12 protein-coding genes and 1 other annotated feature are annotated in these 15,375 nt (G+C 48.2%); of the genes, 7 read left to right on the top strand and 5 right to left on the bottom strand.

The window, feature by feature from the left end:
• Window positions 1–229 precede the first annotated feature (229 nt).
• Window positions 230–1,744 carry a tyrosine-type recombinase/integrase gene (locus L350_RS18210; RefSeq protein ID WP_240183873.1) on the top strand — a complete coding sequence of 505 codons (1,515 nt, stop codon included), beginning with the start codon at window positions 230–232 and terminating at the stop codon, window positions 1,742–1,744.
• A gap of 40 nt (window positions 1,745–1,784) precedes the next feature.
• On the opposite strand, the gene L350_RS18215 is transcribed toward L350_RS18210, so the two are convergent.
• A complete protein-coding gene (locus L350_RS18215; protein WP_275887016.1) occupies window positions 1,785–2,966 on the bottom strand; it encodes a RelA/SpoT domain-containing protein in 1,182 nt (393 codons plus the stop codon).
• A gap of 21 nt (window positions 2,967–2,987) precedes the next feature.
• Here L350_RS18215 and L350_RS18225 point away from each other — a divergent pair.
• Window positions 2,988–4,108 (top strand): IS3-like element ISSen4 family transposase gene (locus L350_RS18225; RefSeq protein WP_096147877.1). Its coding sequence is split into 2 segments (ribosomal slippage): window positions 2,988–3,246 and window positions 3,246–4,108, totalling 1,122 coding nucleotides; the frame shifts between segments, so codons are not numbered across the junction.
• Window positions 4,109–4,396: 288 nt separating this feature from the next.
• Window positions 4,397–4,966, top strand: a complete 570-nt coding sequence (locus L350_RS18230; protein ID WP_032624121.1) for a recombinase family protein — start codon at window positions 4,397–4,399, stop codon at window positions 4,964–4,966.
• Between the two features lie 259 nt (window positions 4,967–5,225).
• On the opposite strand, the gene L350_RS18235 is transcribed toward L350_RS18230, so the two are convergent.
• Window positions 5,226–6,194 (bottom strand): IS5-like element IS903B family transposase, encoded by a 969-nt coding sequence (locus L350_RS18235; RefSeq protein WP_080686349.1) that lies wholly within the window; start codon window positions 6,192–6,194, stop codon window positions 5,226–5,228.
• A 75-nt stretch (window positions 6,195–6,269) separates the two neighbouring features.
• Between L350_RS18235 and L350_RS0122185 the strand changes: the two genes are divergently transcribed.
• Window positions 6,270–8,510, top strand: coding sequence for a DUF4238 domain-containing protein (locus L350_RS0122185; protein ID WP_071993624.1), 2,241 nt, complete (start codon window positions 6,270–6,272; stop codon window positions 8,508–8,510).
• 286 nt (window positions 8,511–8,796) lie between these two features.
• Here the strand turns inward: L350_RS0122185 and L350_RS18240 are convergent, their stop codons facing one another.
• From L350_RS18240 to rnm, 3 genes are all read right to left on the bottom strand, one after another.
• A complete protein-coding gene (locus L350_RS18240; protein WP_032624120.1) occupies window positions 8,797–9,498 on the bottom strand; it encodes a YagK/YfjJ domain-containing protein in 702 nt (233 codons plus the stop codon).
• Between the two features lie 941 nt (window positions 9,499–10,439).
• On the bottom strand, window positions 10,440–11,060 hold the full coding sequence (locus tag L350_RS18245) for an L-threonylcarbamoyladenylate synthase (RefSeq protein WP_003856793.1): 621 nt from the start codon (window positions 11,058–11,060) through the stop codon (window positions 10,440–10,442).
• Window positions 11,057–11,938: an RNase RNM gene (gene rnm, locus L350_RS18250; protein WP_032624119.1), complete on the bottom strand. Its 882-nt coding sequence runs from the start codon at window positions 11,936–11,938 to the stop codon at window positions 11,057–11,059. Before rnm ends, L350_RS18245 begins: the two co-directional genes overlap by 4 nt.
• 138 nt (window positions 11,939–12,076) lie before the next feature.
• Between rnm and trpL the strand changes: the two genes are divergently transcribed.
• The 3 genes from trpL to trpD all read left to right on the top strand — a co-directional run bounded on the left by trpL (window position 12,077) and on the right by trpD (window position 15,373).
• Entirely contained in the window at window positions 12,077–12,121 is a 45-nt protein-coding gene (gene trpL / locus L350_RS24160) for a trp operon leader peptide (RefSeq protein WP_071524153.1), read from the top strand.
• Window positions 12,098–12,192: a sequence feature (Trp leader region), on the top strand. It overlaps the preceding gene by 24 nt.
• A gap of 23 nt (window positions 12,193–12,215) precedes the next feature.
• Window positions 12,216–13,778, top strand: coding sequence for an anthranilate synthase component 1 (locus L350_RS18255; RefSeq protein WP_032624118.1), 1,563 nt, complete (start codon window positions 12,216–12,218; stop codon window positions 13,776–13,778).
• Window positions 13,778–15,373: a bifunctional anthranilate synthase glutamate amidotransferase component TrpG/anthranilate phosphoribosyltransferase TrpD gene (gene trpD / locus L350_RS18260; RefSeq protein ID WP_032624117.1), complete on the top strand. Its 1,596-nt coding sequence runs from the start codon at window positions 13,778–13,780 to the stop codon at window positions 15,371–15,373. Before L350_RS18255 ends, trpD begins: the two co-directional genes overlap by 1 nt.
• Window positions 15,374–15,375 lie beyond the last annotated feature (2 nt).

The raw sequence follows: 15,375 nt of genomic DNA, 5'->3' as shown, positions 1-15,375 counted from the left end.
ACAGGCGTCTGGTATACTTTCTAAAACAACGAGTTAGCCAATAAATCGACTTAACTCACTGATCTGTAACTCTTTCATGGTACACAGCATGGCAAACAACGTGTCACACAAGCTGTCACACACAATGATTCGTGGGCGCACATACTACACTAACTTTAGACTAAATGATTCAACAAGTTTTGTGCGCTTAAGTCTCGGTACTGATAGCCGAAAGCAAGCGGAAGTGATCATGAATCAGATCCGTCCTTTCATTCCCCTTGTGCAGAATGGAACGATGAGCCTCGAAGAGTTCAAACAAAAAATGCAGGGTTACCGGAACGCCACAAAAAAGGATTTCGACGAGTACCTACTGAACTGGCTTAGGGGTGGTCTCGAAGAGGCTAAACGATTGCCAGAGTTAGGACGGTATCATAAAGAAATCACTGGTGATCCTGTATCCCCGCCAGATACAGCAAACGAAGCGCGAGGCTACGCTAACCACTATTTGGGCAAGATGTACAGTGGCGAAGATATGACGGCCCAAATGATGGTCGCAGCGCTGAAAATGAAAAAGTTAGATGTCAATGAATCCGACCTTGATCAGGTTCATCATATCGCCAGCCAGATAGATATGAATCAGGCCCTTATGTCACAGGCTTATGAAGCATTCTATTCTGGTGATTTGACACGATACCAGCAGATCATTGATTCGATGGGATCAGCTTTACAAAATGCAGCTCCGGCAGTTATCCCCGCACCAGTGCAGCAAAATACAGCGAAAATTGCCGAGACTGAACCAGCACACATCCCAAGATTGTTGGAAGCGTGGAATGACTATATAAAGGATAAGGGTCAAAAGTGGCGCAAGCAAACAGCAAATGAGAATCAGCGTTTCTTTGATGTCCTCTATCATGTTGTGGGTGATATCCCTGTTGATAGCGTTAAGAAACAGCATATAAGGGATTCTCTCAAGGTGGCAGAGAATCTGCCTACTCGAACTAAACTACCCTACTCCAGAATGAGTCTTGCCGAGTGCATTGATTACGATGTCCCTGAGGATGATTTGATCGCCAGTGAGCATGTCCACAAACATTTAAAGCTTTGGCGTTCCTTGTTCAAAACATATCTAGTCGATCAGAAAGATATTCTTACCAAGTCTCCAACCGATGGTATCACCTACGAGGTGAAGCCTAACCGAGGTGGGAGCTACACAGCCAGTGAACTGAGTCGAATCAAAAAGCATCTCTTCGCACTACCAGACAGTGATTATCGTAAATGGTACTTCCTGACCCTGATTTATACAGGTGCTAGACGTGGTGAAATAGCGGATATCCTTAAGCACCACATACGGAAAGATGAGGAGACCGAGCGCTGGTATATCTTTATTGAAGGTGGGAAAACCGAACACGCCCGGCGACAGGTTCCAATCCATAAGGTCATAGAGGCAGGGCTTTTGTCTTGTATAAAAAACATTAAGGATTCCGAGCATGTATTTGGTAATCTTCCGAACTATACAACAATCACATATGATTGGGTGGAGTTGCTAAGAGTCCTAGATATACCTGATTACAATGAGTTTGGATTAAAACGGCGCGTGCATTCATTGCGGCATACATTTATAAGCAATGCTATAGCATCCGTTGGAAACTCCTCACTGGTGCAGTTTGTCGTGGGTCACAGCAGAACGCAGTCATTAGGTATCACAGCCAGGTATACGCACACCCCAGACTTGGAAGATCTTATCCCTGTGGTTGATGCACTTTGAAAATAATCGATGCAGAGTGTATACACTCTGCATGAATAAATTATTTTATATGTCGATCCAAGAAACGAGTAAACTGATTCGTCGATCCAAAGAAGTTAGGATATGCTTTTTTCAGAGATTTCACGTTATCAGTTGCAAGCAAAACCGCAATATGTATGTTTGGATCTGAATCACTTTCTTTTAGCGCGGCCAGCGCAGCATCTGCTTCGCTTACTCGATAGGCTTTAACACTTACAGCCATCTTTCTTTGCTCAAGGTCTACGACACGCATTGTAACTAAATAATGTCCTTTATGATTTCTGGGTAGCCTTGCTTTTATCTTGTCATGGATAGTCATATTTATTGCTAAGGCGTATGTTCCAAGCTTGCGCCTAACTGCTAAAGTTTCCTCAAGGACTTTTAGTTCATCTTCATATACAGATACAGTTTCAGGTTTTAAAGGGCAAGCTCTTTCATCATGCGCGACCAAACAACCTGTGAGATAGAAGAAGCGCCGCCAATCATCATGCCCTTCACTCGAAGTTTTTAATTTTATATCTTCTAATGTATCTATTATTTCAAGACTTGTTGCCCATGCGTGCTGAAGCTCTGTTCGTAATTGAACCTCTATCTTAGTTTTTTTCCAGGGAAATTTATCATCAAGACCATCAAAGCAGCTATATACTAAATGGATACCCCCATAACCGCTTTCCTTCGGTGTTAAATAGTCGGATTCTTTAATGATTTTATGTACGGAGCGGCTTTTTAACAATTTTTCTCTTAATGCTTTTAGTTGCTCAAGATTTTTAACGATAGCACGGCAACCACCGATATCTTGCATCCGAGTAACCCTTATAGCATTTTGTGTTTTTCCATTATCTAAACTTGGTCGCTCTAATTTGTCGATGATTGTAGAAAGCCGTTTTAATCGTCTTGCTACAATTGTTTTCCTATCAACCTTGACTGCCGTTCGGGCAAGATGGTTTTTCATTAGCATCAACGGATAAAGATGCAATTCACGGAAATTTTGAATCATTGCAATTGCAAGTTCTTTCTCTTCACCATCACAACCGTGCCGGATATTTTGAGCTGATTTATCAATAAGGGTTTTTGAAAATTTTAAGATACACTTTTGACTCTCGTAAACTTCATTCCCCATTTTCGACATCTCTCCATAGGTTTTATTGCCGTGTTGACCTGCTCCCCGTTGATTAGTACACCCCGATGTTAGTAATGTCTTCATAAGCCACATGAGGACATCCCCATGAAGAAGCGTTTTTCCGATGAACAGATCATCAGTATTCTCCGCGAAGCCGAAGCTGGGGTACCCGCCCGTGAACTCTGCCGCAAGCATGCCATTTCCGATGCCACGTTTTACATCTGGCGTAAGAAGTATGGCGGTATGGAGGTGCCTGAAGTTAAGCGCCTGAAGTCGCTTGAGGAAGAGAACGCCAGACTCAAGAAGCTGCTTGCCGAAGCCATGCTGGATAAAGAGGCGCTTCAGGTGGCTCTTGGGCGAAAGTACTGACGACAGACCAGAAGCGGGAAGCCGTGATGTTGATGTGTGATGCGACCGGTCTGTCGCAACGTCGTGCCTGCAGGCTTACAGGTTTATCCCTGTCGACCTGCCGCTATGAGGCTCACCGTCCGGCTGCTGATGCGCATTTATCAGGGCGCATCACTGAGCTGGCACTGGAGCGCAGGCGTTTTGGCTACCGTCGTATTTGGCAGTTGCTGCGCCGTGAAGGGCTTCATGTTAATCATAAGCGCGTGTACCGGCTTTATCACCTCAGTGGCCTGGGCGTAAAACGCAGAAGACGTCGTAAAGGGCTGGCAACAGAACGTCTGCCGCTGCTCCGTCCGGCGGCGCCCAATCTGACCTGGTCGATGGATTTCGTCATGGACGCACTTTCCACCGGTCGCAGGATCAAGTGTCTTACCTGCGTCGATGATTTCACAAAGGAATGCCTGACGGTCACTGTTGCCTTTGGGATTTCAGGCGTTCAGGTCACGCGTATTCTGGACAGCATTGCACTGTTTCGAGGCTATCCGGCGACGATAAGAACTGACCAGGGGCCGGAGTTCACTTGCCGTGCACTGGATCAATGGGCCTTTGAGCATGGTGTTGAGTTGCGCTTAATCCAGCCGGGCAAGCCAACGCAGAACGGATTTATTGAGAGCTTTAACGGACGATTTCGCGATGAATGTTTGAATGAGCACTGGTTCAGCGATATCGTTCATGCCAGGAAAATTATTAATGACTGGCGGCAGGATTATAACGAATGCCGCCCGCACTCCACGCTGAATTATCAGACACCGTCTGAATTTGCAGCGGGCTGGAGAAAGGGTCATTCTGAGAATGAAGATTCCGACGTTACTAACTGAGTGTTGTATCTAATCGTGGGGGCAGGTCATTCCAGTTGGGTGGGAAAATATCTGGGAGTTTGGATATTGCAGCCAGGCACCACTAACAGGGGCGGGGGTGGGTCTTGATCATGTTTGTCAAATATCACTGGCTTGGTTCATGGTGCAAATCACTTGGTATCAACAATCGAACGTTTTACGATACCAATCTATCCGCCTCAAAACTGGTATCAATAAATTACCCTATTGACATAAAGATACCAATGTTCAATTATGATACCGTTAATTGATACCCCTTGAGAGGATGTTATGAGCCGCACTTTTGCATATTGCCGAGTGTCCACTAGCGAGCAGACAACCGAAAACCAAATCATGGCGATACGTCAGGCTGGCTATGATGTAATTGATAACCGCGTAGTGTCGGAAGTTGTCTCCGGTGGAGTGCAGGCGATGAAGCGTAAGGCTTTCTCTGACCTCGTTAACCATAAACTGGAAGCCGGAGATAAGTTAGTTGTGCTCAAGTTGGATCGCTTGGGGCGTGACAACATCGATGTGCAGCAAACAATCTCGATGCTTGTAGAAAAAGGAATTGATGTTGTTTCTATGGATCTGCCTGCGAGCAATCTTGCCAGTGCTGAAGGGAAGTTGATGCTGCAAATGTTCTCAGCGTTTGCGGAGTTTGAAAAATCCCGTATTACAGAGCGCACCAAGGAAGGGCTAGAGCGAGCGAAGAAAGAAGGCAAAAAGCTGGGTCGCCCGGTTGCTACAGTGACGTACAAACGTGTACAAGAGGCTAAAAATGATGGTCTGAGCCAGGCTAAAGCCGCCGCTGCTTTGGGGTTAGGGATTGCCACAGTAAAACGTCATTGGAACATCTGATATTATTGTATTGATAAAGTAGCTATCGTCATGTCAGTGAATTTTTCGTGCAGGCTACTCTTTTTAGGGTCTGAGGTAGATACAGGAGATAAGTGTGTCAAAAACTAGAGATAATCATTATGTACCTCAATGGCATCAAAAAGGATTTATGGAGGAACGGGAACAACAACTCTGTCACTTAACACGACGTGAAATCAATATTCGGCTTTGTTGAATAAATCAGATTTCGGGTAAGTCTCCCCCGTAGCGGGTTGTGTTTTCAGGCAATACGCACGCTTTCAGGCATACCTGCTTTCGTCATTTTGTTCAGCGCTCGTACCAGGGCCATAGCCTCCGCAACCTGACCATCGTAGTCACGCAGCGTCAGTGAACCCCCGAACAGCTGTTTTACCCGGTACATCGCCGTTTCCGCTATCGAGCGACGGTTGTAATCTGTTGTCCATTTCCACCGCGCATTACTCCCGGTCATTCGCTGATTAGCCACTGCACGGTTACGGTCTGCATATTCACCGGGCCAGTAACCCGCACCTTTTCGGGGAGGGATAAGCGCGCTGATTTTCTTACGCCGCAGTTCATCGTGACAGAGCCGGGTATCGTAAGCGCCATCGGCGGCGGCTGACCTGATTTTCCGGTGGGTTTGCCGGATTAACCCGGGGAAGGCCTCTGAGTCCGTAACGTTGTTCAGCGACAGGTCAGCGCAGATGATTTCATGTGTTTTACTGTCAACGGCGAGATGCAGCTTACGCCAGATACGGCGGCGTTCCTGGCCATGCTTTTTGACTTTCCACTTTCCTTCACCGAAGACCTTCAGCCCGGTGGAATCAATTACCAGGTGTGCGATTTCACCCCGGGTGGGCATTTTGAAACTGACGTTAACCGGCTTTGCCCGCCTGCTGACACAGCTGTAATCCGGGCAGCGTAGCGGAACGTTCATCAGAGAAAAAATGGAATCAATAAAGCCCTGCGCAGCGCGCAGGGTCAGCCTGAATACGCGTTTAATGACCAGCACAGTCGTGATGGCAAGGTCAGAATAGCGCTGAGGTCTGCCTCGTGAAGAAGGTGTTGCTGACTCATACCAGGCCTGAATAGCTTCATCATCCAGCCAGAAAGTTATGGAGCCACGGTTGATGAGGGCTTTATTGTAGGTGGGCCAGTTGGTGATTTTGAACTTTTGCTTTGCCACGGAACGGTCTGCGTTGTCGGGAAGATGCGTGATCTGATCCTTCAACTCAGCAAAAGTTCGATTTATTCAACAAAGCCTCAATATTCCCGGAGGAGAGACAAAGTTAGTCGAGTCAAAAAAATGGCAGACTCAACCCAGCGATTTTATGAGGTTGATTTATACTCAACTTTTTTTGGCTCTGAAATAAATGATGACATAGAACGACAATTATTTGGCCCTATAGATAACAATGGTTCAACATCTATTCGAGCTTTTCTCGGAGATGATCAAGCTCAGTGGCACAATAGTTTTCTTGATTTGTTTACGTACATTGACTCTCAGAAATTACGAACACCTAAAGGTTTGGATTGGATTAAAAGCAAATACTCTGAGTTAAATCAAAGTCAACTCATGATGGAAATGCAATCACTTAGAACAATGCATTGTACATTATGGGCCGAGGGAGTACGGGAGTTAGTTTCAGCATCAGAATCTGAAACCAAATTCATTCTTTCAGACCATCCAGTAACTGTTTACAACTATGCTTGCCCTCCCGATTCTGAACTTTGTGTTTATCCTAATGATCCAGACATTACGCTTAAAGGCTCACAAACAATATTTCCTCTAGACAAAAATCGCTGTTTGATTCTGACAAATCTTGAATATGCACAAGATCCAAAAAATACAAACCCAATTCAGCAACGAATTAATGCCACTCGACAAAGAAATAGTATGGTTAACACCATTAATTTCATTAATAGCCGAAAACTTACTGATGATGAAGTAAAAAAAATAAACTACATCATAAAAAGCAGATCTAACAAATCCATTGCCGCAGGTCGAGAAGATTGGCTTTATCCTGAAAAAGACATTAAGAATGATTGGGCTGAATTACGCCATGTGCTTTTACCATCATTGAATGGGATAATGGGTTTTGGAGGAGAAATGTATGTTAAATTTGAGGATGGCTCAGTACACTATCAAGATGCATTTGGTAGAACTTCTAGCGCACACGAATTCCTTCGGAAAAAGACAAGCAAAGAGCGAATAGGTCGTAACTCTATTTGTGGGTGTGGCAGTGGTAGAAAATACAAATATTGTTGCCTTAATCTTGCTGAAAATTTGCGTACATCATGGGATTTATTAAGTATTAGAGAAAGGAATCTCGCATTTTGCACTTGCATTAAAGATGTTTTGGGTCTAAACAAAGGTAAGACGTGGTCAGACGTCAGAAGAAATCTTTCCGAAGATGATATTATAAAGATATATGAATTCTATTCAGTCTTATGGCCTGCTGATACAGATATATATGCTCTGCTACCAAAATCGGATGGGAAATTACGAGGTTTATATTCCGGGCCTGTAGATATCCGAACCATAACTGAAAATGCTGTACCAATGGCATCATTATTTGATGAATTTTTGATTGAGACTCCAATATTTAACCCTAACATTATCAATCCAGAATTTAGCCCCATCAAATCCCCATCACAATATAAGTATCAATCACTCAAGGATTTTTTATTTTTCCTTCAGATGGAACCATTTATTGGACTTGGTTTGATAAACATCATTCCTGAACCGGTCGAATTTGATACTGAGCTCATGCGAGCAATGTTAGGCATGGCCAGGGATAGAGGCCAAAGAAATGAGCCTATACACAAACAAGATTTACAACGACATTTCATATTATCGACTCAGGACTTACTAAATTCAACGGCATTAATGCCTAGAGACATGAGAGTTAATTTCCTTGTAAGTCAGTTTGGTTTAAATGAAATGTCAGCAAGTGAGATAATTACTACATCTGAACTAAATGCAGAGTCATCACCTCTGACATTATTACAAAAAACATCAGTAGGTAGTGGCGGGCAATTAATGATATCGCGGAATGGGCCTAATTATGAAATGGCTTTATTTATAGCGCAAGTAACAGGCTCAGTTATTGTGACCGATAGTATTTCCAGATGGGAACAGTTATATTCAGCACAACATCGCGTTCAAGGAATATCTTCTTTCCCATGGGGTAACGCACTTGATGCTTTTAATATTGTACCTCTTGACCTTCAGTTTGAGGACACGTTCAAGAAGTCCCAAGGACCATTCTCCAAGGCAAGAAACTTGCTTAAAGAAGTTGACCAAACCATTTTGAGCAATAATCGTACACAAGCACATATACAGCTCCTAACTACTAACATCAATGACTTAATCAAACAACTAAATGCAGATAACAAGTCATTGGTCCTTAAAAATATGATGATATCTTCTCCGGAGGGTGGGTTTTATGATAGGAATGTTCAGCGATTGCTGGCCCGTTCAAGTTGTCTTAAATATGATGATAATGTTAGGTCAATCTTAGGCATTGACATTGCAACGATGTAATCGTAGCCACTTTAGTTTTTTTGAGAATGTTGCATGAGCTCATTTTTAATTCGGTTTAAAACTGAGAAATGCAAAAAGGGCTATGCCGATGAAAGCAGTAGCCCTGTGGTCATTCATTGCACAAAAATGAGAATAATGCTCAGTAATTTAAATACTGAGCTGAACGAAGGAATAAAGAGCCCGGTTAAACAGCCTGTATCACTCCCTGAGAGGTTTTTAGCATGTAGGTAATGCCACGACACCACTTGCTAAGTAAAGTTTGATACAGGGCTTCCTACGAAGGATTCTAGTGCAGCGTATTAGCCGTCTTAAATTGTACCCTCGACGCAGAGAATGTTTGCTGCCCTTTACCATTAGAATACTTCCCGCGATTCTTGGCAAGATATGAAATCCGTTTGACCATCTTAACAAGTGAATCGTGATCGCCTCTTTTGATTCTATATCCATCATCGGGAAGATGGACACGGGAAACTCCATTCGTGAGTTCTGACCAGATACGGCTTACCCTTCCAATAATCCCTTTATCTTCAAAGCCAGCAGTGTTTACCTGGAAATATGGTAAAGCTATCCAGCAGTGGTAATGAACTTGTTTAGCCCTTTCTTTCTCACGAACCCAGCCATATGCGAATTTTTTAATTGGCTGATTGTTCCAGGCTTTTGCAGTGAACTCACCTCGCAGACGAGTAAACAACTGGCTAATAAGTTTGTTGCTTTCATCAACAGACATCCCTTCAGGGACAGACAAGTCAAAGCGGAATCCATACAGTTCGTTATAGTGCGACAACATAGCGCGAAGCTGGTCAATAAACCTGTCGATAATTTCTTTTCGTATCGGACTGCTACGCTTATTTAACGGGTTATGGTTAAGCTTATAGGTCAAACCATCGTGGAGATAGGTTGAGGAATGGATCAGTGTGTAATGACCATTGTCACGGTGAGATGTCAGTACATCAGTAGGTTGTTGTACGGATAAGACAGATTGCTGCATACGCCTCCTTCAGTAGTGTTAGATAGATCCTCACGCAGGTTACAGGTTTACAGGTATTAATAAAAACCAGTAAAAACTGAAGCACAGAAAGCCCAGCAGACCCACACCACTGCTGGCGTTGGAATACAGGCATGATTGAAAATTTTTACTTAGAAAAGTTTCTGGTAAAAAAACCAGCGTCCTTATCAGATTACCACTGTGTTCTGTGTTCGGCAAGAGTTTCTAACTGTGGACCATGAATTCCTGATTGCAGCATGGACAAAAATTGACCTTTCCCTCGACTAACCAAAACCAACGAGATATCCCTGAGCGGTCAATGATGTTATTGGCTAAACCAGCATAGGCCAAGGATGAAAGATTACGGTGTGTTGTTGAAAGCGGGATGTTCAGGAGTTTTGAAAGTTCTAATGCTGAGCTAGGAATAGACGTTTGAGTAAGGTGGTGCGAAATATTTATACGTGAAGTTGTCAGTGTTAATCCTGCTGACTTCAGGATAATAGCCATCCGGTTATACTCATCCCTTAATGGGGGGGTAAACGAAGGCAAAATGGACCCTGTAAGCAATATTCACTCTCTCTGAGTCAATCTATCAAGAATGATATTTTATCATAAAACATCTCAATTGAGAATTGTTCTCAAATAATCATTGAGACAATAATGATTGATAGGCACAGATACCGGTATATGCCCGAGTAGATGTATATCTCCATTTAAGTTAAATCTGAATGGAGCAAGGGGGAAAACGATGTGCATAAAAAATGGGATTATGAGTGAAATTAAAGCTGTCACACAAAACGATGATTGCCCTTTATGCTAACAAGGCAATTCATTGATTTGTAATGATATTTATTTTTTCCTATGCGCCTTCACAGGCGTCGAATCAGGTCAAAAACAGGGCAGCGCCCTGCTTTGATGGCCGCGTAGTATATCTGCTTACACCCTTACAAGAAAGGCTTAACATCGCCCACGCCTTCACGAATCACTTCTGGCGCGTCTTCGGTGAGATCCACCACGGTGGTCGGTTGCTGGCCTAGATAGCCGCCATGAATAATCAGCTCCACCACTTTCTCCAGACGATCTTTGATCTCTTCCGGGTCGGACTCGGTAAACTCACTGCCCGGCAGCATCAGCGAGGTAGACAGCATCGGCTCGCCGAGGGTTTCCAGCAGCGCCTGGGCAATCGGGTTCGACGGCACGCGCATGCCGATGGTTTTACGTTTTTCTTGCAACAGACGACGCGGCACCTCTTTTGTCCCTTTCAGAATGAAGGTGTAGTTTCCCGGCGTGTTGTTTTTGATCAGGCGAAAGGCCACGTTGTCGACATACGCATAGGTCGACAGCTCAGAGAGATCGCGACACATTAGGGTGAAGTTGTGGCCGTCTGGCAGCTGGCGGATGCGACAGATGCGCTCCATCGCCCCTTTATCCTCGATTTTACAGCCCAGCGCGTAGCCAGAATCGGTTGGGTAGACAATAACGCCACCTTTACGGACGATTTCCACAGCCTGATTAATCAGACGTGGCTGTGGGTTATCCGGATGGATATAGAAAAACTGACTCATACTTCCCTCTCTTCAATTTGCTGTGGCTGTTCCCAGAGCTGCCAGACGGGCTCAACGCCAGCGGGTAACCAGAGCTTGCGCCCCAGTTCAATCCACGCGCAGGGCTGATGGAAATCTGAACCCTGTGACCCAAGCAGGCCAAACTGACGGGCGTAGGTCGCGAGCTGCGAACGCTCATTGGGTGCCTGCTGACACTGGGCAACTTCCATCGCCTCACCGCCGGATTCGGCAAAGTGGGCCAGCAGCCTTTTCAGCCATTTAGCAGAAAGATTATACCGCCCCGGATGGGCCAATACGGCCTTACCACCAGAATGATGAATCACATCAATAGCTTGTTTTATTGTACACCACTGGGGAGGAACGTATCCGGTTTTCCCGCGGGCCAGATACTTTTTAAACACATTCGCCATGGTCGTCGCTTTACCGGCGTCAACCAGAAAACGGGCGAAATGGCCGCGCGTGACCGCCCCACCGTTCGCCAGCTTGCGCGCGCCTTCCAGCGCACCGGGGATATGCGCCTTCTCAAAACGTTCGCCTATCAACTCCGCGCGTTGATTGCGTCGTGCTTTTTGTTCTTGCAAAAATGCGCACATTGCCGGATGTTCTGTATCAATATTCAGGCCAACGATATGAATTTCGTGGTTTTCCCAGAGCGTGGAGATCTCGACCCCGGGCACCAGATTTAGCGCCAGCCCGCTTCGGGCAATCTCGGCGCGCGCGGCGGGGATGGCGTCTGTTGTGTCGTGATCGGTTATTGCCAGCGTGCCGACACGCATTTCAACGGCGCGATGGACCAGGGCTTCGGGCGTCAGCAGGCCATCTGAAGCCTGCGTATGGCTGTGTAAATCATAAATTACGGCGTAGGTGGTATCGCTCAAAGCACTTCCCATAACAGTCTGGAGACATCCGAAGCACCTATGATACCGACTTACCGCGAAATACTGAAATCAGGGGTTGACAACACGCCATCGAACTAGTTAACTAGTACGCAAGTTCACACGAGAAAGGTATCTGAAATGACAGCACATTTCGCTCTGCACGGTTGGTGGCGTACTTCCTGATCTTCGGGCAGTGTCACGCGTCTGCGAAAAGCAAACAGATACCCGGCCCGCTCCCAAGCGGGCTTTTTTTTGAACAGAATATGAGAATAACAACATGCAAACAGCCAAACCCCACCTCGAACTGCTGACCTGCGAGGCGGCCTATCGCCATAACCCTACCGCGCTCTTTCATCAGGTGTGCGGTGCACGTCCTGCGACGCTGCTGCTGGAATCTGCTGATATCGACAGCAAGGACGATCTCAAAAGCCTGCTGCTGGTTGACAGCGCGCTGCGCATTACCGCATCGGGTGACACTGTCACTATTAAGGCGTTATCCGAGAATGGCGCGTCGCTGCTGCCGCTGCTGGATGCGGCTCTGCCTTCAGGCATTGAAAATGAGCGTCATCCGGACCTGCGAATTCTGCATTTCCCGCCGGTAAGCCAGTTGCTGGATGAAGATGCCCGCCTCTGCTCACTCTCCGTTTTCGACGCCTTCCGCCTGCTGCAAAATCTGGTCATTGTGCCGGAAGATGAGCGCGAAGCAATGTTCTTTGGCGGGCTGTTTGCTTACGACCTGGTTGCTGGCTTTGAAGATTTACCGGAAACCGAGCAGGGTAACCGCTGCCCGGACTACTGCTTCTACCTGGCCGAAACCCTGCTGGTGATCGACCATCAGAAAAAATACACCCGCATTCAGGCCAGCCTGTTCACGCCATCTGTGTCTGAGAAAAATCGCCTCGCGCAGCGCATCGGCCAACTGCAACAGCAGATGTCAGAAGCACCGCCCGCGCTCCCGGTGCAGCGTGTTGAAAAGATGACCTGCGAGGTGAGTCAGACCGACGATCAGTACGGCGCGGTGGTGCGTCAGATGCAAAAAGCGATTCGTGCCGGGGAGATTTTCCAGGTGGTGCCGTCCCGTCGCTTTTCACTGCCCTGCCCGTCGCCGCTGGCGGCTTACGATGTGCTGAAAAAGAGCAACCCAAGCCCGTACATGTTCTTTATGCAGGACAATGATTTCACTCTGTTCGGCGCGTCACCGGAAAGCTCCCTCAAGTACGACGCCACCAGCCGCCAGATTGAGATCTACCCGATAGCGGGAACCCGTCCACGCGGCCGTCGTGCCGATGGCTCCCTGGACCGCGATCTCGACAGCCGCATCGAACTGGAAATGCGTACCGACCACAAAGAGCTCTCCGAACACCTGATGCTGGTTGACCTGGCGCGTAACGACCTGGCGCGTATTTGTACGCCGGGCAGCCGCTATGTGGCAGACCTGACCAAAGTCGACCGCTACTCCTTCGTCATGCATCTGGTATCCCGCGTGGTGGGTGAGCTGCGCCACGACCTCGACGTCCTGCACGCCTACCGCGCCTGCATGAACATGGGCACGTTGAGCGGCGCGCCGAAAGTCCGCGCCATGCAGCTGATTGCCGAAGCTGAAGGCCGCCGTCGCGGCAGCTACGGTGGCGCGGTGGGCTATTTCACCGCTCACGGTGACCTCGATACCTGCATCGTGATTCGCTCCGCCTACGTTGAGGACGGCATTGCTACCGTCCAGGCCGGGGCCGGGATTGTGCTGGATTCTGTTCCGCAGTCGGAAGCCGACGAAACCCGCAGTAAAGCGCGCGCGGTACTGCGCGCCATTGCTACCGCACACCATGCACAGGAGATTTTCTGATGGCTGACATTCTGCTGCTCGATAATATCGACTCCTTTACCTACAACCTGGCAGATCAGCTGCGTGCGAATGGGCACAACGTCGTTATCTATCGCAACCACGTTCCGGCCCAGACGCTGATTGACCGTCTGGCGACCATGCAAAACCCGGTGCTGATGCTCTCCCCGGGGCCAGGCGCACCGAGCGAAGCGGGCTGTATGCCAGAGCTGTTGACCCGTATGCGCGGCAAGCTGCCGATTATCGGCATCTGCCTCGGCCACCAGGCGATTGTCGAAGCCTACGGTGGTTACGTGGGTCAGGCGGGGGAGATCCTGCATGGTAAAGCGTCAAGCATTGAACATGACGGTCAGGCGATGTTTGCCGGTCTGCCGAACCCGCTTCCGGTGGCGCGTTACCACTCACTGGTCGGCAGCAATATTCCGGCCGGGCTGACGATTAACGCCTCGTTTGAAGGGATGGTGATGGCGGTGCGTCACGATGCGGATCGCGTCTGCGGGATGCAGTTCCACCCGGAATCTATCCTGACGTCTAACGGCGCGCGCCTGCTGGAGCAAACGCTCAACTGGGCGCTGCAAAAGCTGGAGCAGACCAACACCCTGCAACCGATTCTGGAAAAACTGTATCAGGCCCAGACCCTGAGCCAGCAGGAGAGCCACCAGCTTTTCTCCGCCGTCGTGCGCGGCGAGCTGAAGCCTGAGCAGCTGGCCGCTGTGCTGGTGAGCATGAAAGTGCGCGGCGAAAGCCCGCAGGAGATCGCCGGTGCGGCAACCGCGCTGCTGGAAAATGCTGCCCCGTTCCCGCGCCCGGACTATCCGTTTGCCGATATCGTTGGGACCGGTGGCGACGGCAGCAACAGCATCAATATTTCGACCGCCAGCGCCTTTGTGGCGGCGGCATGCGGACTGAAAGTGGCGAAGCACGGCAACCGCAGCGTGTCCAGCCGTTCCGGATCGTCCGACCTGCTGGCGGCTTTCGGTATCAACCTGGACATGAACGCCGAGCGTTCCCGTGAAGCGCTGGATGACCTGGGCGTCTGTTTCCTGTTTGCGCCGAAGTATCACACCGGTTTCCGCCACGCGATGCCCGTTCGCCAGCAGCTTAAAACCCGGACGCTGTTTAATGTGCTCGGTCCACTCATTAACCCGGCGCACCCGCCGCTGGCGCTGATTGGCGTTTACAGTCCGGAGCTGGTCCTGCCGATTGCGGAGACGCTGCGCGTCCTCGGTTACCAACGCGCCGCCGTGGTCCACAGCGGCGGGATGGATGAAGTTTCCCTGCATGCGCCCACGCTGGTGGCCGAACTGAATAACGGCGAAGTGCTGAACTATCAGCTTGAGGCCGCTGATTTCGGGTTGACCCCGTACCATCAGGACGCCCTGGCGGGCGGCACGCCGGAAGAAAACCGTGACATTCTCACGCGCTTATTACAAGGTAAAGGTGAGGCCGCCCATGAGGCCGCCGTGGCGGCCAACGTAGCCATGCTGATGCGTTTACATGGCGAGGAAGATCTGAAAGCCAACGCCCAAAAAGTTCTGGACGTACTGCGCTCCGGTGCAGCTTACGACCGCGTTACCGCACTTGCGGCAAGAGGGTAAAT

The organism is Enterobacter sp. MGH 4, from assembly GCF_000534735.1.
GTDB classification, from domain to species: domain Bacteria; phylum Pseudomonadota; class Gammaproteobacteria; order Enterobacterales; family Enterobacteriaceae; genus Enterobacter; species Enterobacter intestinihominis.
Note: the sequence above shows the minus strand (reverse complement) of the source record. Positions and strands in the feature narration are given on the sequence as shown.

Excerpts from the sequence above, each read along its gene's own strand:
- trpD (WP_032624117.1), top strand. The coding sequence starts at position 13,778 with ATGGCTGACATTCTGCTGCTCGATAATATCGACTCCTTTACCTACAAC.
- L350_RS18245 (WP_003856793.1), bottom strand. The coding sequence starts at position 11,060 with ATGAGTCAGTTTTTCTATATCCATCCGGATAACCCACAGCCACGTCTG.
- L350_RS18255 (WP_032624118.1), top strand. The coding sequence starts at position 12,216 with ATGCAAACAGCCAAACCCCACCTCGAACTGCTGACCTGCGAGGCGGCC.
- L350_RS18215 (WP_275887016.1), bottom strand. The coding sequence starts at position 2,966 with ATGAAGACATTACTAACATCGGGGTGTACTAATCAACGGGGAGCAGGT.
- L350_RS0122185 (WP_071993624.1), top strand. The coding sequence starts at position 6,270 with ATGGCAGACTCAACCCAGCGATTTTATGAGGTTGATTTATACTCAACT.
- L350_RS18240 (WP_032624120.1), bottom strand. The coding sequence starts at position 9,498 with ATGCAGCAATCTGTCTTATCCGTACAACAACCTACTGATGTACTGACA.
- L350_RS18210 (WP_240183873.1), top strand. The coding sequence starts at position 230 with ATGAATCAGATCCGTCCTTTCATTCCCCTTGTGCAGAATGGAACGATG.
- L350_RS18230 (WP_032624121.1), top strand. The coding sequence starts at position 4,397 with ATGAGCCGCACTTTTGCATATTGCCGAGTGTCCACTAGCGAGCAGACA.